An 18,092-nucleotide genomic window follows, 5' to 3' on the forward strand; every position below is an offset into this window, starting at 1 on the left:
GGGCGCCCCGGTCGTACGGCGGTGAGGGGCGGCGGGGTGCCGTGGCTGTCGTCGTGCGCCCGCCGGGGGTGACGGGACAGCAGCCCCTGGGTGGCCGGTTGTCAGCCGTGGGCTTCAGACATGGCTGGTGCCGTGCGGCCGGGGTGCGGGGGTGTGGGAGGTGCGGTCCTGCTGGCCGGGGATGCGCGGCGTGGGGTGGGGGGTGAGGCCGAAGGTGGTGAAGGCGGTGCGCTGTGGGAGGGGGTAGGGGCGGGTGCCGGTGAGGTTGTTGAGGATGGTGGCGCTGCGCCAGGCGGCGAGGCCGAGGTCGGGGGCGCCGACTCCGTGGGTGTGGCGTTCGGCGTTCTGGACGTAGATGTTGCCGGTGATGGCGGGGTCGAGGTCGAGGCGGAAGTCGGTGTCGATGCGGGGGCGTCCTCGGCTGTCGCGGCGGAGGTGGGGGGCGATGCCGGTGAGGAGGGTGTCGAGGGGGCGTTCGCGGTAGCCGGTGGCGAGGACGACGGCGTCGGTGGTGAGGCGGGTGCGGGTGTCCTGCTGGGTGTGTTCGAGGTGGAGTTCGATGCGGCCGGCGGGGCCGTGGGGGCGGGTCGCGGTGCGGACGGTGACGCCGGGGGTGAGGGTGGCGTCGGGCCAGCCGCCGTGGAGGGTGCGGCGGTAGAGCTCGTCGTGGATGGCGGTGATGGTGTCGGTGTCGATGCCCTTGTGGAGTTGCCACTGCTGGGGGACGAGGGCGTCGCGTACGTGTTCGGGGAGTGCGTGGAAGTAGTGGGTGTAGTCGGGGGTGAAGTGTTCGAGGCCGAGCTTCGAGTACTCCATGGGTGCGAAGGCCTGGGTGCGGGCGAGCCAGTGGATCTTCTCGGCGCCGTGGGGGCGGGCGCGCAGGAGGTCGAGGAAGATCTCGGCGCCCGACTGGCCGGAGCCGATGACGGTGATGTGGTCGGCGCGCAGGAGGGTGTCGCGGTGGTGGAGGTAGTCGGCGGAGTGGATGACGGGGGTGTCGGGTGCCGTGGCGAGGGGGCGCAGGGGTTCGGGGACGAAGGGTTCGGTGCCGACGCCGAGGGCGATGTGGCGGGTGTGGGTGCGGCCGGTGGTCTCGGTGTCGCCGTCGGGGGTGAGGCGGGTGTAGTCGACGTCGAAGTGGGAGTGGCCGGGGTTCCAGCGGAGGGTGTCGACGCGGTGGTGGAAGTGGGTGGTGGGGAGTTGTTCGCTGACCCATCGGCAGTAGGCGTCGTATTCGGCCCGGTGGATGTGGAATTGCTCGGCGAAGTAGAAGGGGTAGATGCGGTCGTGGGTGCGGAGGTAGTTGAGGAAGGTCCAGGGGCTGGTGGGGTCGGCGAGGGTGGTGAGGTCGGCGAGGAAGGGGACTTGGAGGGTGGCGCCGTCGATGAGGAGGCCGGGGTGCCAGTGGAAGGCGGGGCGTTGTTCGTAGAAGGCGGTGGTGAGGGGCCGGCCGGGGATGTTGTGGGCGAGGGCGGCGAGGGAGAGGTTGAAGGGGCCGAGCCCGATGCCGATGAGGTCGTGGGGCCGGTTGCCGTCGGGGGTGGTCCGGTCGGTCATCGGGGGGTGCTGCCTTCCGTGGTGGCGCCGTGGTGGGCGTGGGTGACGAGGGCGAGGAGGTGCTGGAGGTCGTCGGGGGTGGCGTGGGGGTTGAGGAGGGTGGCCTTGAGCCAGAGTTCGCCGTCGATGTGGGCGCGGCCGAGTACGGCCTGGCCTTGGGTGAGGAGGGTGCGGCGGATGGTGGCGACGGTGGTGTCGTCGGCGTGGGTGGGGCGGAAGAGGACGGTGCTGATGGTGGGGCGGTCGTGGAGTTGGAGGCCGGGGTCGCGGTCGATGAGGTCGGCGAGGTGGTGGGCGGCGGCGACGGTGCGGTCGATGAGGTCGGCGAGTCCGTCGCGGCCGAGTGCCTGGAGGGTGACGGCGATCTTGAGGGCGTCGGGGCGGCGGGTGGTGCGCAGTGAGCGGCCGAGGAGGTCGGGGAGGCCGGCGTCGGTGTCGTCGTCGGCGTTGAGGTAGGGCGCTTGGTGGTGGAGGGGGTGGAGGTCGTGGTGGTGGGGGACGGCGAGGATGCCGGCGGACGCGGGTTGCCAGCCGAGTTTGTGCAGGTCGAGGGTGACGCTGTGGGCGCGGTGGAGGCCGTCGAGGAGGGGGCGGTGGGTGGGGCTGAAGAGGAGGGGGCCGCCGTAGGCGGCGTCGATGTGGAGGTCGGCGTCGTGGGCGGTGGTGAGGTCGGCGATGTGGTCGAGGGGGTCGATGCGTCCGGTGTCGGTGGTGCCGGCGGTGGCGGTGACGAGGAGGGGGCCGGTGAGGGTGGTGAGGGCGTCGTGGAGGGCGGTGGGGTCCATGGTGCCGCGGGGGGCGGGGATGACGACGGGCCGGGGCAGTCCGAGGATCCAGGTGGCGCGGGTGACGCTGTGGTGGGCGTTGGCGGCGCAGATGGTCTGTACGGGGCCGTGGCGTTCGCGGGCGAGGAGGAGGGCGAGTTGGTTGGCTTCGGTGCCGCCGGTGGTGACGAGGGCGTCGGGCCGGGGGGCGTGGGGGTAGATCTCGGCGGCGAGTGTGGTGGTGAGGGTGGCTTCGAGGGTGGAGGCGGCGGGGGCCTGGTCCCAGGAGTCCATGGAGGGGTTGAGGGCGGAGGCGGCGAGGTCGGCGGCCGCGGCGAGGGCGAGGGGTGGGGTGTGGAGGTGGGCGGCGCAGTGGGGGTGTGCGGGGTCGGCGGCGCCTTCGGCGAGTGCGGTGACGAGGGTGCGCAGGGCGTGGTGGGGGCCGGTTCCCTGGTCGGGGATGAGGGGGCCGGTGGTGGCGCGGGTGTGGTGGGTGACGGTGTCGGGGCCGCCGGCGGGGAGGGGGCCGCCGCGGCGGACGGCGCCGTCGTGGAGGGCGGCGAGGACGGTGTCGAGGAGGGGGCGCAGGTGGGCTGGGCCTGCGGTTCCTCCGGCGAGGGGCGGGGTGGGCATGGGTGATGGGGTCCTTCGGGTCGGTCGGGTTTCGTGTGGGGCGGCCGAAGAGCCCAACGAGCGGAACCCGAAAGGGGTATTGGCGTTCGGTGTCGGTGGGGAGCGGGCGGGTTGCGTTATCAGTGTGCGCTCTTCGTACGGCCGTGCCCGGTCTCCCCCGGTGGTCGGGGAGGCCGGGCACGGTGCGGGTCGGTGGCGGCGGGTGGGCGGGTGTGGTCAGTGGGCCCGGCGTACGGCGAGGGCGCGGCGCAGGTCGTCGAGTTGGTCGGTGAGTTTGCGGTGCAGCGCGGGGGTGAGTGAGGGGTCGTCGAGTGCGGTGGTGCCGGTGGTGAGGTGGTCGTCGTCGACGGCGTGGGCGGGGAAGGCGTGGCGTCCGGCGGCTTCGGCGATGGCGGGGCCGCGGCGGGTGGCGAGGGCGGTGGCGTCGGGGTAGTAGCGGTGGACGTAGTCGTGGGTGAGTGCGGCCTGTTCGGGTTGCCAGAAGCCCTGGGCGGTGGCGGCGAAGAGGTAGTTGGACAGGGTGTCGTCGTGGAAGAGGGCGTTCCAGGCGGTGGCTTTGGCTTCGGGGGTGGGCAGGGCGGCGCGGCAGCGGGCGGCGCCTTCCTGTCCGGTGGCGCTGGGGTCGGCGGTGAGTTCGCGGGCGAGGGTGGTCTCGTCGGTGGCGCCGAGGACGGCGAGGCGGGTGAGGACGCGCCAGCGGAGTTCGGGGTCGAGTTCGGGTCCGCCGGGGACGGTGCCGTCGGTGAGCCACTCCTGGAGGGTGTCGGGTTGGGTGGCGGCGTCGATGAAGTGGCGTACGGCGGTGAGGCGGAGGCCGGGGTCGGTGCCGGTGGGCGGGGTGCCGTGGGGGCCGGGTTCCCAGTCCTCTGCGGTGAGGCCTTCGGTGCGGCGCAGGAGGTCGCGGCAGAGGTCGGTGAGGGTGGCGAGGGCGGTGGGGCGTGCGTCGGGGGTGAGGTAGCGGTCGGCGATGTGGGTGGCGGCGAAGGTGAGGACGCCCTGGACGAGGGCGAGGTCGGTTTCGTGGGGCAGGTGGGTGCGGGCGGCGGTGAGGTAGGCGGTGGGGTGGAGGTGGCCGTCGCGGACCATGTCGCGGGCGGCGTTCCAGAGGACGGCGCGGGTGAGGGGTTCGGGGATGCCGCTGAGGTGGGTGAGGGCGGTGTTCCAGGAGTCGGGGTCGAGGCGGATCTTGGCGTAGGTGAGGTCGCCGTCGTTGAGGACGACGAGGTCGGGGCGGTGTCCGGGGCGGGTGGTGGGGGCGGGGTTCTGGGGGATGTCGAGTTCGAAGCGTTCGCGGGGGACGAGGCGGCCGGTGCCGGAGTGGGTGTCGAGGGCGTGGTCGTAGGTGCCGACGGCGATGCGGTGGGGGCGGTCGCCGGTGCGGTCGACGGTGAGGTTCCAGTGGTGGCCGGTGGTTTCGGTGCGGGCGGTGAGGGTGTCGGTGCCGGTGGTGCGCAGCCAGTCGGCGGCCCAGGTGTGGACGTCGCGGTCGGTGGCGGTGGCGAGGTTGTCGAGGAGGTCGGCGAGGGTGGCGTTGGCGAACTTGTGCCGGGTGAAGTGGGTGTTGATGCCGGCGAGAAAGTCCTTCTCGCCGAGCCAGGTGACAAGTTGGCGCAGGGCCGAGGCGCCCTTGGCGTAGGAGATGCCGTCGAAGTTGAGGAGGGCCGACGCGGTGTCGGGTACGGCGTCGGGGGCGACGGGGTGGGTGGAGGGGCGCTGGTCGGCGTCGTAGCCCCAGCTCTTGCGGGAGATGCCGAAGTCGGTCCAGGTGCCGGTGAAGCGGGTGGCTTCGGTGAGGGTCTGGTAGCCCATGTACTCGGCGAAGGACTCGTTGAGCCAGATGTCGTCCCACCAGGTGAGGGTGACGAGGTCGCCGAACCACATGTGGGCCATCTCGTGGGCGATGGTCACGGCGCGGGTCTGGCGTTCGGTGTCGGTGACGGCGGAGCGGTAGACGTATTCGTCGCGGAAGGTGACGAGTCCGGGGTTCTCCATGGCGCCGGCGTTGAATTCGGGGACGAACGCCTGGTCGTAGGAGTCGAAGGGGTAGGGCTCGTCGAATTTCTCGTGGTAGCGGTCGTAGAGGGCGCGGGTGAGGGTGAGGATCTCGTCGGCGTCGGCGTCGAGGTGGGGGGCCAGGGAGCGGCGGCAGTGGATGCCGAAGGGGATGCCGGCGTGGTGGGTGGTGACCGAGTGCCAGGGTCCGGCGGCGACGGCGACGAGGTAGGTGGACAGGGGTGGGGTGGTGGCGAGGGTCCAGCGGCCTTCGCCGGTGTGTGCGGCGGTGCTGTTGCCGAGGACGGTCCAGTCGTGGGGTGCGGTGACGGTGACGTCGAAGGTGGCTTTGAGGTCGGGCTGGTCGAAGGCGGCGAAGACGCGTTGGACGTCGTCGAGGAAGAGCTGGGTGTAGACGTAGGTCTCGCCGTCGGCGGGGTCGGTGAAGCGGTGCATGCCTTCGCCGGTGTGTGAGTAGCGCAGGGTGGCGTCGGCGGTGAGTTCGTGGGTGCCGGGGGCGAGGCCGTGGAGGGGGTAGCGGTTGCCGTCGAGGAGCCGGGGGTCGAGGGGCTGTCCGTCGAGGGTGAGCGCGTGCAGGGTTTCCGGCTTGATCTCGACGAAGGTGTCACCGGTGGTGCGGGCGGTGAACCGGATGGTGGTCCGGGAGTCGAAGGTGTCGTCGCCGGTGGTGAGGTCGAGGTCGACGGTGTACCGGTGTACGTCGATGAGTTGGGCACGGGTCTGCGCTTCTTCGCGCGTCAGTACGGACATGGGCCCATGCTGCCGTACGGGTGCGGGGGCGTGCGGGAGGTTCTCGCAGGGCTGACCGGCGGGGTGGTGGGTGGGCTCCGGGTGGCCGGTGTGGTGGGTTTCGGGTGGCCGGTATGGCGGGTTTCGTGAAGGCCTTCCACGGTTGCGGACCGTCCGATTTTTGTTGATCTTGAGGCCGAATTCCCTCGACATTGCCCTGATTTACTCAATTACGTGGCCTTTTTCTACAGCGAGATTTGGCCATTTGAGAGGGCGACCTTAGAGTCACCGGTCACACGCTTTCTTCACACGACCCGCACGCCGAGGGGGCGACCGGCTCATGCAGGGCACGATCGATGGATTCAACTACGGTGCGGTCACTCCGGTGGTGGCCTATGTGATGGCCTGCCTGGGCGGGGCGCTCGGGCTGCGCTGCACCATCCGGTCCCTGCGCACCAACAGCAGGTGGAAGCCGGGATGGCTGGCGATGGGGGCCGCGTCCATCGGTTCGGGGATCTGGACGATGCACTTCGTCGCCATGATGGGGTTCCACGTGCAGGAGACACCGGTCACCTACGACCTCGGGCGCACGGTGCTCAGCCTGGTCGTGGCGATCGTGGTGGTCGGCGTCGGCGTGTACATCGTGGGCTACCGGGGAGCGACCGGTCCGGCCCTGGCGTCGGCGGGGCTGATCACCGGTCTGGGCGTGGCCGCGATGCACTACATCGGCATGGGCGGCATCCGCGTCAACGGCCGGATCGAGTACGACCCGGTGTCCGTCACCCTGTCCGTGGTGATCGCGGTCGCCGCGGCGACGGCCGCACTGTGGGCCGCCGTGTCGGTCCGCGGTTTCCTGCCGAGCCTGGGGGCCAGCCTGATCATGGGTGTGGCCGTCACCGGCATGCACTACATGGGCATGCGCGGCATCGCCGTGCATCTGCACACCATCGACGTCACGCAGGCGGACCTCGGCCGGTCCCCCTCCTCGCTCCTGCTGCCGATGCTGATCGGCCCGGTGGTCTTCCTGCTGCTGGCCGGTGTGGTCGTGATGTTCGACCCGCTCCTGGTGCTGGGCGAGGGCGAGTGGTCGGCCCCCGCGAGCGGTGCGGGCCACCGGGGCGTGTCCCCGGCGCCCCCGGCGTCCCCCTCCCCCTTCGTCGGCCGGACCCGCACCGGCCGGACGCCTCCGGGAGAGCCGTCGTCCTGGAACGACGGCCGCGACGAGCGGACCTGGTGAGCGGACCTGGTGAGCGGACCTGGTGAACGGACCCGGTGAGCGGACCCGGTGAGCGGACCCGGTGAGCGGCGGCGTCAGGCGCCGGTGGCGCCGGACTCCTCCGCCGACCGCTCGGCGATCCGCTCGTGGTGCCGGATGACCTCGGCGACGATGAAGTTGAGCAGCTTCTCGGCGAACGCCGGGTCGAGCTTGGCGCTTTCGGCGAGCTGGCGCAGCCGGGCGATCTGACGGCTCTCGCGGGCCGGGTCGGCGGGCGGCAGGTGGTGCCGTGCCTTGAGGAGGCCCACCTGCTGGGTGGCCTTGAAGCGCTCGGCGAGCATGTGGACGACCGCGGCGTCGATGTTGTCGATGCTTTCGCGCAGGCGGTTCAGTTCCGCTCGTACGGGCTCGTCGATGTCGTTCATGGTCATGGTCCGGAGCTTAGACGCAGTGGCCGGGGCGCGGTCACGGGTGTCCGGGGTACGGGGCGCGGCCGGGCGGCCCGTCCGGGGCGCCGCGTCCCTGCTGTTCGCGGAAGCGGACCGGGGCGATGCCCACGCGCCGGGCGAACAGCCGGGAGAAGTAGGCGGGGTCGTCGTAGCCGACCCCGCGGGCCACGGCGGCCACCGGGAGGTCGGTGGCGGCGAGGAGTTCCTTGGCGCGGCCGAGGCGGATGTTCAGCAGGTACTCCTTGGGGCCGACTCCGGCTCCGCGGCGTACGGCGGTGCGCAGCGCGGCGGGTGTCATCCCGTGCCGGGCGGCGTGTTCGGCGACGGTGAGCGGGCGGAACGCGTCGCGGGCGAGGGCTCCCAGGACCGGGTCGCCGTCGGGTGCGACGTCGGCGCGGGAGCGGCGCAGGGAGACCAGCAGTTCGTGGACGGCGGCTCCGGCCTCGACCTCTTGCAGGGGGCGGGCGCGGTGGGCGGCCTGGACGATGCGGCCGATGGCGGCGCGCGGGGCCGAGGTGTCGGTGAGGGGGACGAGGGGGCGGTCGGGTTCGATGTAGCCGAGTTCGGTGTAGGTGGTGGTGGCCGGGCCGGTGAAGTCGACGAAGTTCTCGTCCCATCCGGACGGGCCGGGACCGTAGTGGTGCGGGGTGCCGGGGGTCAGCCAGATGAGGCTGGGGGCGGTGACGGCCAGCCGGCGGCCGTCCGGGGCGGCGAACCAGCCGCTGCCGGAGTTGATCACGACGGCCACGTGGTGGTCGAGGGTGCGGGGCCCGACGGTCGGCAGCGCGCCGTGCTGGAGGCCGACGCCGAGACAGGCCAGGCCCAGGCGCTGGTGGAGTGCGCTGGGGGTGAAGAAGCGCATCCAGATGTGGTGCACCGGTGGTACCCCTTCCTGCGGGACTCTGTGTGTCCAAGCAGGGGTGATCTTTCTCCATGGACGGGCGGGACGCCAGGGGCGAGCCTGGGCACCTGGCAGGCGAGCGGACACAGGAGCGTGGGCACGATGACCGGTTTCTCGGTGGTGGACGACCGTTTCGCTCTCGACGGCAGACCGGTGCGGCTGTTGTCGGGGGCGATGCACTACTTCCGGGTGCACGAGGCCCAGTGGGGGCACCGGTTGTCGATGCTGCGCGCGATGGGCCTCAACTGTGTGGAGACGTACGTGCCGTGGAATTTCCACGAGCGTTCGCCGGGGGTGTTCCACGACGTGGGGGCGCTGGGCCGGTTCCTGGACGCGGCGCACGCCCTGGGGCTGATGGCGGTCGTCCGGCCGGGTCCGTACATCTGCGCGGAGTGGGAGAACGGCGGGCTGCCGTCCTGGGTGACGGGGCGGTTCGGGCGGCGGGTACGGACCCGGGACGCCGGGTACACGGCGGCGGTGGAGCGCTGGTTCGGTGAGCTGCTGCCGCAGGTGGTGGGGCGTCAGATCACGGCCGGCGGTCCGGTGGTGATGGTGCAGGTGGAGAACGAGTACGGGAGTTACGGCTCGGACCAGGCGCATCTGCGGGAGCTGGCGGGGCTGTTGCGGCGCGGCGGGGTGAGTGTGCCGCTGTTCACGTCGGACGGCCCGGAGGACCACATGCTGACGGGCGGTTCGGTGCCCGGGGTCCTGGCGACGGTGAACTTCGGTTCCGGGGCGCGGGAGGCGTTCCGGGTGCTGCGCCGGCACCGGCCGAAGGGGCCGTTGATGTGCGCGGAGTTCTGGTGCGGCTGGTTCGAGCACTGGGGTGCCGGGCCGGTGGCGCGCGATCCGGCGGACGTGGCGGGCGCGTTGCGGGAGATCCTGGAGTGCGGGGCGTCGGTCAATGTGTACATGGCGCACGGGGGGACGAACTTCGGCGGCTGGGCGGGGGCGAACCGGTCGGGTCCGCTCCATGAGGGGCCGCTCGCGGCGACGGTGACCTCGTACGACTACGACGCGCCCGTCGACGAGTACGGGCGGGCCACCCCCGCGTTCTGGGCGATGCGGGAGGTGCTGGCCGGGTACGCGGACGGTCCGCTGCCCGATCCGCCGCCGTCGCCGTCCGGGCCCGCGCGGTCGGTGCGGGTCGCGTTGACGGAGGGGGCGTCGCTGGCGGCGACGCTGGAGGCGCTGGGTGATCCGGAGGGCGGGCCGTACGGTGTTCCGCCGACGTTCGAGGAGTTGGGGGTGGACCGCGGTGTGGTGCGCTACCGGGTGGCGGTGCCGGGTCCCCGGCAGCCGTATCCGCTGACCGTGGCGGGGTTGCGGGACCGGGCCGTGGTGTACGTGGACGGGGTGCGGGCGGGGGTGCTCACCGAGGAGGACCGCACGCTCCCGGAGCCGGTCGCGGGTCCGGCGGAGGTGGAGCTGTGGGTGGACGCGCTGGGGCGGGTCAACTACGGGCCCCGGCTGGGCGAGGCGAAGGGCGTCACCGGCGGTGTGCTGCACGAGCGGCAGTATCTGCACGGGGTGCGGGCGCGGGCGCTGCGGCTGGACGCGTTCGAGGAGCCGGGCGCGGTGGCGGCCCGGGTGCCGTTCGGGGAGGTGCCCGGGCCGGGTGGCACGGGGCTGTTCCGGGGGTTCTTCGAGCTGGCGGACCTGGTGGACGGGCCGGAGACCGGTCACGCGGGGCTGGAACTCCCGGGCTGGACGAACGGGTTCGTCTGGGTCAACGGTTTCTGTCTGGGCCGCTACCGGTCGGTGGGGCGGCGGCGGACGCTGTACGTCCCGGGTCCGGTGCTCCATGAGGGCGCCAACGAGGTGTGGGTGCTGGAGCTGGAGGGGGCGGGAGCACCGTGGGTGGAGCTGGGCCCGGGGGCGCCGGTCAGGACGGGCGCCCCCGGGCCCGGGGCCGGGTGAGCGGTCAGAGGGTCGCGGCGGCCGACGCGATGGCCGAGGCGAAGGTGGAGACCTCGGTGTAGACACCGGGGTACCCGGGGCGCGCGCAGCCCTGGCCCCAGCTGACGATGCCGACCTGTATCCACGCTCCGGCGTCGTCCTTGCGGAACATGGGGCCGCCGGAGTCGCCCTGGCAGGTGTCGGTGCCTCCGGTGCTGACGTATCCGGCGCAGAGTTCCTCGGCGGGTACGAGGTCGCTGCCGTAGGCCTGCCGGCAGACGGCGTCGGAGACGTAGGGGACGGTCGCCTTGAGGAGGTAGCGCTGCTGGCCGCCGCCCTCGGTGGCGGCGCCCCAGCCGGCGATGGTGAAGGTGCCGGTGTTGTACGCGGTGGTGGTGGCGGTCTTCAGGGTGGGCTGGTTGATGGGCTGGGCGAGCTTGATCAGCGCCCAGTCCTTGCCCCAGCCGTTGTAGCCGGGTGCCTGGAGGACCTTGGTGGACTTGACCTTGACGGCGCTCGGGGACTGGAGGTCGACGGCTCCGGCGGTGGCGGTGATGGAGGTGTTGGTGCCGGAGCCGTCCACGCAGTGGGCGGCGGTCAGCACGATGTTCGGCGCGTAGAGGGCGCCGCCGCAGCCCATCGAGAGGCGGACCATGAACGGGAACTCGCCCTGGGCGGCCCGGGTGCCGCCGACGACGGGGGCCGGGGCCGCCGAGGCGGAGGGCTGGAGGCTCAGCGCGGCGAGGGCGACGGCGGCGACGACGGAGTATCTCTTGAGGGCGCGGAGAAGCTTCATCTGACTGCCTGCTTTCGGGTGGGGGGTGACCGGAGGGCGCCGCGAGCACGACGGGTGCCCGGAACCGGGAAACTAGTCATGCTCGCGACAAGTCCGGTCCGATTATCGGGATCGGATCACCGCTGTCACAAGGCCTGCGTTCCGGCCAAGATCGGCACCCGGCCAACCCCCACGCCTCCGCCCGCGTCCCCCTTTACAGTGAGGTGCGCGCCTTGCGGTCGAAGGGGGTCCGGACATGAGCGGAGCCGGTGGCGGCGGCGGCCCGGTCGAGCGTGGTTTCCCCCACCTGGAGACCGTACGGGCCGCGATCACCGCGCTCTACCGGCGGCTGTCGCCCGACGGGGTGCGCGCGTACGCCACCAGCCTGGCCCCGGCCGACGCCGCCTTCGCGGACACCGACGACCTGTACCCCGGCGCCCAGCGGGTGGCGGGCGCCCTGGTCGAGCACCTCCGGCTGCCGAGGGCCCGGATCGTCGTCGGCTTCCGGCGGATGGAGCACGCCGCCGCGGTCGAACTCACCGCGGGCCCGGAGTACTTCGTCGAGCTGAACGACCGGTTCCGTACCCACCGCAGAGACATCGCGGCCGCGCTGTCCCACGAGATCACCCATGTCCTGCTGCACCGGCTGGGCCTGGAGTTCCCCGGGACCCGGGCCAACGAGATCCTCACCGACACGGTGACGGCCTATCTGGGCGCGGGCTGGCTGCTGCTGGACGCCTTCCGGCAGGACGCGCTGTCCAGTCAGAAGCTCGGCTACCTCACACCGGAGGAGTTCGGATACGTCCTCGCCCAGCGGGCGCTGGACTTCGACGAGGACCCCTCGGTGTGGTTCACCAGCCCCCAGGCGTACACGGCGTACACCGAGGGCCGGGCCAGGGCGCTGGCCGACCGACGCCGCCCGCCGCTGGCCGGAGCGGGCTGGACGGCCCGCCACCGCTACGCCCGGGACCGGCGCCGCGCCCTGGAGCACCCCGGCGCTGTCACCGGACCGGGTGACGGGTACGCCTTCCGGGACGGCCCCGGCGGCCCGCGCGTCGAATTCCCCTGCCCGGTCTGCCACCAGCGGATCCGGGTGCCGGTCCGAGGCCGGACGCGGGCCCGGTGCGGGCTGTGCCGCACGGTGCTGGAGTGCGACACCTGACCTGCGGGGACCGCTCCGGACCGCCGTAGGGTCGTTGCATGAACAACGAACCTGCTGGTGACGCGGCCGGCCTGGTCGAGGCGCTGTACGAGGGCGAGAGCGCCGTCGTACGGGCGTTGCGCGCGGGCGCGCCGGTGGAGGGCCGCGCCGGGGACGGGACGACCGTCCTGTACCTGGCGGCCGTCGAGGATCTGCCCGGTACGGTGCGGCTGCTGCTCGCCGCGGGGGCCGACCCGGACCGGCCGAGCGGGCCGGACGCGGCCGATCTGCCGTTGTGCGGGGCGGTCTGCGGCGGCCACACCGAGGTGGTGGAGGCGCTGCTGTCCGCAGGGGCCCGGCCGGACCTGCGGGAGGGCTTCGGTTTCACGGCGCTGCGCTGGGCGGCCGGGCTGGGGCACGCCCGGATCGCGGAACTGCTGCTGGCCCGGGGCGCGGATCCCGGGCTGCCGGGCCCGGAGGGCGAACCGCCGCTCGTGGTCGCGGCCCGGCGCGGTTCCGCCGGGACCGTGCGGGCGCTGCTGCGGTACGGGGCGCCGGGGCTCGACGGGGCGCTGGAGGAGGCCCACCGGATGCTGGCGGTGGACGTGGTGGCGGAGCTGCGCCGCGCCCTGGAGGCGCTGCACGGTCCGGGCCACCCGAGCGTGGTACGCCGTACACCGGTGCCGGGCGGGGTGCTCGTCACGGTCGAACTGCTGCGGGACGGGCGCCCGTTCGCGGGTCAGGACCGGGAGACGGGGCACGCCGCGGTCGCCACGCTGCTGGAGGAGGCGCTGGGGCTGGTCACCCCGTCCGAGCACCTGGCCGTCCGGGCCCTGCGCGGCCGGGACCCGGGCCGGGACGCCTGGCGGGAGTCGGTGCGGGTGCTGCGGCTGCGCGGCGACGAGGAGACGTTCCGGGCGGCCGCGGCGTGGACGGCGAGCGGGGACACGCTGCGGCGGGCGCTGGGCGCCGACGTGCTGGCGCGGCTCGGCTTCCGTGACGGGGTGCGGCCGTTCAGGGTCCGGACGCTGCCGCTGCTGCGGGAGCTGGCCGGGGACGCCGCCCACCCGGTCGCGGCCGAAGCGGCGGTCCGCGCCCTGCGCGAGCACGAGGCACCGGCCTCCCCGTCCTGACGCGGGTGGGGTGCGGGAACGCCCGAAGGGCCCGGCCGGGTGCGGCCGGGCCCTTCGGGGCCGTGCGGGATGCCGGGGCGCCGGTCAGGCGGCCCTGCGGCCACGCGTGGGAGCGCCGTCGGCGCGCCCGGAACCGGCGCGGCGGGCGGAGCCGCCCGCCCCGCCGCGAGCCGCGCCACCACGGCCCGTACCGCCCGCGGCGCCGCCGCGGCCCGTAGCGCCGCCGGTGCGGGGGGCGCCGGCGGCCTGGGCGGTGGAGCCGCCCGTACCGGTGCCCGTGCCGCTCGTACGGCGGCGGCCGCGGCCCCGGCTGCCCGAGCGGGCGGCACCGGACGCGCCGGAGGCCCCGCCCCGGGTGCGCGGTGCCGGCTGGGCCGGCTGCGGCACCTCGATGACGATCGCGACGCCGGACGGCTCACGGGCGCCCGTGATCCGGCTCAGCTCCTCGTCGCTGGACCTGACCCGGGTGGTGCGCGGCGCGATGCCCGCGTCCGCCATCAGCCGGGTCATCTCCCGCTTCTCCTCCGGCAGCACCAGGGTGACGACGCTGCCGGACTCACCGGCGCGCGCGGTGCGCCCACCGCGGTGGAGGTAGTCCTTGTGGTCGGTCGGCGGGTCCACGTTGACGACCAGGTCCAGGTCGTCGACGTGGATGCCGCGTGCCGCCACGTTGGTCGCGACCAGCGCGGTGACCTGGCCGTTCTTGAACTGGTCCAGGGTCCGGTTACGCTGCGGCTGGGACCGGCCGCCGTGCAGGGCGGCGGCCCGGACACCGCTGGCGAGCAGCCGCTTGGCGAAGCGGTCGGCGGCGCGCTTGGTGTCCACGAACATGATCACCCGGCCGTCGCGGGCGGCGATCCGGGTGGCGACGGCCTTCTTGTCGGTCTCGTCCGCCACGTGCAGCACATGGTGCTCCATGGTGGTGACGGCACCGGCGGACGGGTCGACGGAGTGCACGACCGGGTCGCTGAGGAACATCTTGACCAGCCGGTCGATGTTCTTGTCGAGGGTCGCGGAGAACAGCATCCGCTGTCCGTCCGGCTCGACCTGCTTGAGCAGGGCGACGACCTGCGGCATGAAGCCCATGTCGGCCATCTGGTCGGCCTCGTCGAGCACGGTGATCGCGACCTCGTCGAGCCGGCAGTCGCCGCGCTCGATGAGGTCCTTGAGCCGGCCCGGTGTGGCGACGAGCACCTCGGCGCCACGGCGCAGCGACCCGGCCTGGCGGCTGATCGACATCCCGCCGACGACGGTGGCCACCCGGAGGTTCACGGACGTCGCGTACGGCGTCAGCGCGTCGGTCACCTGCTGGGCCAGCTCACGGGTGGGGACGAGGACCATGGCCAGCGGGGCGTGCGGCTGGGCGCGCCGGCCCGCGGTACGGGCGAGCAGGGCCAGGCCGAAGGCGAGGGTCTTGCCGGAGCCGGTGCGGCCCCGGCCGAGGATGTCACGGCCGGCCAGCGAGTTCGGCAGGGTGGCGCCCTGGATCGGGAACGGCTCGGTCACCCCCTGCGCGACGAGGGTCTTCAGGAGCGCGGCCGGCATGTCCAGCTCGTCGAACAGGCCGACGGCGGGCAGCGCGGGGGTGAGGGTCTCGGGCAGGGCGAACTCGCCGCCCTGGGCGGGCGCGGCCTTCCGGCGGGGGGTGCCCCGGCCGGATCCGCGGGGGTTCGACGCGGCCCGGTCCGTGCCGCGGCCCTTGGCCGGGCGGTTGCGGTTCGGTCGGTCCTGGCGTTCGAAACGGGTCATACGGAATTACCCTCCTGGGGGATTCCTGGGTTTCTGCCGACTGCTGCGGACTGCTGGATGTGCGCCCCAGGATGCGAGCACGGAGCAGTTGTCCCAGGGCGCGAGGGCACCGGGACGGGAGTGAGCCGGGAGACAGCACAAACCGGGGCCCGCACCGTGAAGGTGCGAGCCCCGGTTGCGAGGTACGCGTCCGGAGATCAGGCCGGGACGATGTTCTCCGCCTGCGGGCCCTTCTGGCCCTGCGTGACGTCGAAGGAGACCTTCTGGCCCTCCTGGAGCTCACGGAAGCCCGAGGTGGCGATGTTCGAGTAGTGGGCGAAGACGTCGGCGCCGCCGCCGTCCTGCTCGATGAAGCCGAAGCCCTTTTCCGAGTTGAACCACTTCACGGTTCCAGTAGCCATGTCATTCTCCTAAAAGAGGTGCAGTGCCGGAAATCCGCACTTCACGGATTCCAAGTCGCCGCATTGAGCCCCATCCGGAGAAAGCCGGAAAACAATAAAGCGCCTGAAGGAGGTTCCCGTCAGGCGCACATAAAGTTCATGGGTACCAAAACTGCAACTCGGCAACCGTAGCACGTTCTGCGGCCGTGCGGTGGATCATGACGCGCCGGGTGCGGCGCGGCGCGGTGTCCGGCCGCGCGCCACGGGCGTCAGACCTCGCGGGGCGGCGTGTCGTCCCCGGTCCTGCGCAGAGTGCGCAGGGGGCGTCCGGGGCGCCACACCTGGAGGACGATCTCCTCGCCGTCGAGCCCCGTGCGGACGACCTCGTCGGGTTCGGCGCGGAAGAGGAGGAAGGGCTCCGGGGGCGAGGTGTCCTCGGCGTAGCCGGCCCGTACGGCGGGGTCGGTCACCTCGAACGCCCGGCCGGAGACCCGGACGTCCCCGTCGGCCATCTCGGCACCGGCGCCGGGGTTGGCCTGGAGGGAGAAGCGGGGGTCGCGGCGCAGGTCGAGCGCCTTGCGGGAGTTCGGCATCATGCCGAGCCACAGCTCTCCCCGCCCGAAGGCCACCTCCAGACCGGTGACCCTGGGCGAGCCGTCCTTGCGCAGGGTGGCCAGGACGTGGTGGCGGTACTGCTGGAACCGCTCCCGGGCGGTGTCGGCGAAGGCCGGCTGCTCGGTGCGGAAGTCTTCCCACGAACGCGTTGTCATGGGTCCATGGAACCCGGTAATCCAGACACCTTCTGTCGGTGTTTCCGGGCGTGTCACGGCGGCCGGGAGGGGCCGGGGGCGGCGCGCGGGGTCAGCGGACGATTCCGGCGGCCCTGGCGGCCGCGAGCCAGTGCGGGAACTCGGCGACGATCCGGTCGTACAGTTCGGCGTCGGGCAGGGCGCGCGGGTCCCGGCCCGCGGCGAAAAAGCCCGCGTTGTCGACCTGGCGCGCGGCGGGGACGGCGAGTTCGTCGAGTCTGCGCAGGAAGTCGAACTGGTGGCCGCGCTCGCTCCCGAAGCCGACGAACTGCCAGAACAGGGGCAGTCGCGCCGCCTTGCAGAGGTAACGTTCCGCCGCGTGCCTGCTGAGCGGCCCGCCGTCGGTCTGGAAGACGACGAGCGCGGGCGCGGTCGCACCGCTGTCGAGGTAGTGGTCGATGACCGCGTCCATGGCCACGTGGTAGTTGGTCCGTCCCATGTGCCCGAGGCCGTCCACGATCGCCCCGACGCGCCCGTGGTGGTCGTCCAGGCCTATCTCGTCGACCGCGTCGATGTCCGTGGAGAAGAACACGACGGGTACCCGGCCGTCGTCGTCGAGGTGGGCAGACAGCCCCAGCACCCGGTCGGCGAACGCCTGCATGCTGCCGTCGCGGTAGTACCGCCGCATGGAACCGGACCAGTCCAGCACCAGGTAGACCGCCGCCCTCTCCCCGCTCATCCCGTGCCGCTCCAGGGACGCCTCGGCGCTCTTGTAGAGGCTGACGAGCGCGGGGGCCCGTTCGCGCACCTTGGCCAGGCTGATGGCCGGGCCGGCGGAGGTGGACGGTGTGCGGGCCATGGCTGTACCCCGATCAGCTCGACGGACAAGCGGCTGGGGACCGAGGGTACGTGCCGGGCGTACGGGAGACCCAGGTGCGGGCCCGTCCACCGCGGTTCGCTATCTTGAGCGCCGCCGCCCCGCGGCCCCTTCCAGCCCGTCCACGAATGAAGGAGACGGCCATGGAGGCCGCCGCCACCATGTGTTACCGCCATCCGTCGTACGAGACGTATGTGCGGTGCGTCCGTTGCGACCGCTACATATGTCCGGACTGCATGCGGGAGGCCTCCGTCGGCCACCACTGCGTGGAGTGCGTGAGGGAGGGTCAGCGCTCCGTCCGCCAGGCGCGTTCGCTGTTCGGCGGCACGGTGCCGCGGGCCGCGGCGCCCGTGGTGACGTATGTGCTGATGGCGCTGAACATCGTCGCGTACGTCGTCGAGGTGGTCCGGTCCGAGACGGTGGACCGGTTCGGCATGGTGGGCGCGGTCCTGGTCGATGTCTCGGGCGAGCGGTACTACTACCCGGGCGAGACGTATCCCGGGTTCGAGCTGAGCGGGGTCGCGGACGGGGAGTGGTACCGGCTGCTGACCGGGGCGTTCCTGCATCTGCCGCCGGACACCTCGTTCGGCGTGATGCACCTGGTGTTCAACATGCTCGCGCTCTGGAACCTGGGCCGGGCCGTGGAGGGCCAGCTCGGCCGGGCGCGGTACCTGGCGCTGTACCTGCTGTCCGCGGTGGGCGGTTCGGTGCTGGTGTACCTGATCTCGCCGGAGACACCGGTGGTCGGCGCGTCCGGCGCGATCTTCGGCCTCGCCGCCTCGTTCTACGTGATCAACCGCCGTCTGGGCCGGGACATGCGGGCGGTCAACCGCTTCCTGGCCGGGTTCCTGCTGTGGATGGTGATCTCCGCGGTGTTCACCTCGTGGGAGGGCCACCTCGGCGGTCTGCTGACCGGTGGCCTGGTGACGTACGGACTGGCCTACGCGCCGGCCCGGTTGCGTACCTCGGCGGCACAACTGGCGGGCGGGGCGGTCCTGGTCGTGCTGCTGGCGGTGGTGGTGGCCGTGCGTACCGCCGCCCTGGCCGGGGGCGGCTGACCGCCCCCGGCGGCCGCCCGGTGTCCGGGCGGCGCGGCCGGACACGCCGCGGCGCCCGCCGGTCCTTGG

Annotated in this window: 15 protein-coding genes; 5 read left to right on the plus strand and 10 right to left on the minus strand. The window is 72.9% G+C overall.

All coding sequences use genetic code 11. The annotated features are described in order from the left end of the window. Nucleotides 1-114: 114 nt before the first annotated feature. The 3 genes from B9S64_RS06810 to pepN all read right to left on the minus strand — a co-directional run bounded on the left by B9S64_RS06810 (nucleotide 115) and on the right by pepN (nucleotide 5,717). Entirely contained in the window at nucleotides 115-1,557 is a 1,443-nt protein-coding gene (locus B9S64_RS06810; protein ID WP_103488786.1) for a lysine N(6)-hydroxylase/L-ornithine N(5)-oxygenase family protein, read from the minus strand. Then, nucleotides 1,554-2,954 carry an aminotransferase class V-fold PLP-dependent enzyme gene (locus B9S64_RS06815; RefSeq protein WP_103488785.1) on the minus strand — a complete coding sequence of 467 codons (1,401 nt, stop codon included), beginning with the start codon at nucleotides 2,952-2,954 and terminating at the stop codon, nucleotides 1,554-1,556. The genes B9S64_RS06810 and B9S64_RS06815 overlap by 4 nt, the downstream gene beginning before the upstream one ends. 216 nt (nucleotides 2,955-3,170) lie before the next feature. After that, nucleotides 3,171-5,717, minus strand: a complete 2,547-nt coding sequence (pepN, locus tag B9S64_RS06820) for an aminopeptidase N (protein ID WP_103488784.1) — start codon at nucleotides 5,715-5,717, stop codon at nucleotides 3,171-3,173. A gap of 319 nt (nucleotides 5,718-6,036) precedes the next feature. Between pepN and B9S64_RS06825 the strand changes: the two genes are divergently transcribed. Next, the gene (locus B9S64_RS06825) at nucleotides 6,037-6,933 is read left to right on the plus strand and encodes an MHYT domain-containing protein (protein WP_103488783.1); all 897 of its coding nucleotides are present in this window, start codon (nucleotides 6,037-6,039) and stop codon (nucleotides 6,931-6,933) included. A 74-nt stretch (nucleotides 6,934-7,007) separates the two neighbouring features. Here the strand turns inward: B9S64_RS06825 and B9S64_RS06830 are convergent, their stop codons facing one another. Together B9S64_RS06830 and B9S64_RS06835 are read right to left on the minus strand one after the other, a co-directional pair. After that, the gene (locus B9S64_RS06830) at nucleotides 7,008-7,343 is read right to left on the minus strand and encodes a chorismate mutase (protein ID WP_103488782.1); all 336 of its coding nucleotides are present in this window, start codon (nucleotides 7,341-7,343) and stop codon (nucleotides 7,008-7,010) included. Nucleotides 7,344-7,377: 34 nt separating this feature from the next. Further along, nucleotides 7,378-8,238, minus strand: coding sequence for an AraC family transcriptional regulator (locus tag B9S64_RS06835; RefSeq protein WP_103488781.1), 861 nt, complete (start codon nucleotides 8,236-8,238; stop codon nucleotides 7,378-7,380). Between the two features lie 126 nt (nucleotides 8,239-8,364). Between B9S64_RS06835 and B9S64_RS06840 the strand changes: the two genes are divergently transcribed. Further along, entirely contained in the window at nucleotides 8,365-10,182 is a 1,818-nt protein-coding gene (locus B9S64_RS06840) for a beta-galactosidase family protein (protein ID WP_103488780.1), read from the plus strand. Nucleotides 10,183-10,186: 4 nt separating this feature from the next. Here the strand turns inward: B9S64_RS06840 and B9S64_RS06845 are convergent, their stop codons facing one another. Further along, nucleotides 10,187-10,957, minus strand: a complete 771-nt coding sequence (locus B9S64_RS06845) for a serine protease (RefSeq protein WP_103488779.1) — start codon at nucleotides 10,955-10,957, stop codon at nucleotides 10,187-10,189. A 235-nt stretch (nucleotides 10,958-11,192) separates the two neighbouring features. Here B9S64_RS06845 and B9S64_RS06850 point away from each other — a divergent pair, with 235 nt between their 5' ends. Both B9S64_RS06850 and B9S64_RS06855 read left to right on the plus strand, forming a co-directional pair. Next, entirely contained in the window at nucleotides 11,193-12,098 is a 906-nt protein-coding gene (locus tag B9S64_RS06850) for a hypothetical protein (RefSeq protein WP_103488778.1), read from the plus strand. Nucleotides 12,099-12,136: 38 nt separating this feature from the next. Next, the gene (locus tag B9S64_RS06855) at nucleotides 12,137-13,210 is read left to right on the plus strand and encodes an ankyrin repeat domain-containing protein (RefSeq protein ID WP_109491993.1); all 1,074 of its coding nucleotides are present in this window, start codon (nucleotides 12,137-12,139) and stop codon (nucleotides 13,208-13,210) included. 84 nt (nucleotides 13,211-13,294) lie between these two features. Here B9S64_RS06855 and B9S64_RS06860 read toward each other — a convergent pair whose 3' ends face one another. The 4 genes from B9S64_RS06860 to B9S64_RS06875 all read right to left on the minus strand — a co-directional run bounded on the left by B9S64_RS06860 (nucleotide 13,295) and on the right by B9S64_RS06875 (nucleotide 16,947). Next, complete coding sequence (locus tag B9S64_RS06860; protein WP_109491994.1) at nucleotides 13,295-14,959, minus strand: DEAD/DEAH box helicase; 1,665 nt, start codon at nucleotides 14,957-14,959, stop codon at nucleotides 13,295-13,297. Nucleotides 14,960-15,156: 197 nt separating this feature from the next. Further along, nucleotides 15,157-15,360, minus strand: coding sequence for a cold-shock protein (locus tag B9S64_RS06865; RefSeq protein ID WP_003969786.1), 204 nt, complete (start codon nucleotides 15,358-15,360; stop codon nucleotides 15,157-15,159). A 248-nt stretch (nucleotides 15,361-15,608) separates the two neighbouring features. Beyond that, nucleotides 15,609-16,109: a pyridoxamine 5'-phosphate oxidase family protein gene (locus B9S64_RS06870; protein WP_103489816.1), complete on the minus strand. Its 501-nt coding sequence runs from the start codon at nucleotides 16,107-16,109 to the stop codon at nucleotides 15,609-15,611. A 91-nt stretch (nucleotides 16,110-16,200) separates the two neighbouring features. Further along, nucleotides 16,201-16,947, minus strand: a complete 747-nt coding sequence (locus B9S64_RS06875) for a VWA domain-containing protein (protein ID WP_103489815.1) — start codon at nucleotides 16,945-16,947, stop codon at nucleotides 16,201-16,203. A 161-nt stretch (nucleotides 16,948-17,108) separates the two neighbouring features. On the opposite strand from B9S64_RS06875, the gene B9S64_RS06880 reads away from it, so the two are divergent. After that, nucleotides 17,109-18,023 (plus strand): rhomboid family intramembrane serine protease, encoded by a 915-nt coding sequence (locus B9S64_RS06880; protein ID WP_103489814.1) that lies wholly within the window; start codon nucleotides 17,109-17,111, stop codon nucleotides 18,021-18,023. Nucleotides 18,024-18,092 lie beyond the last annotated feature (69 nt).

The sequence above is a fragment of the Streptomyces sp. SM18 genome (assembly GCF_002910775.2).
In the GTDB taxonomy this organism is placed as follows: Bacteria; Actinomycetota; Actinomycetes; order Streptomycetales; family Streptomycetaceae; genus Streptomyces; species Streptomyces halstedii.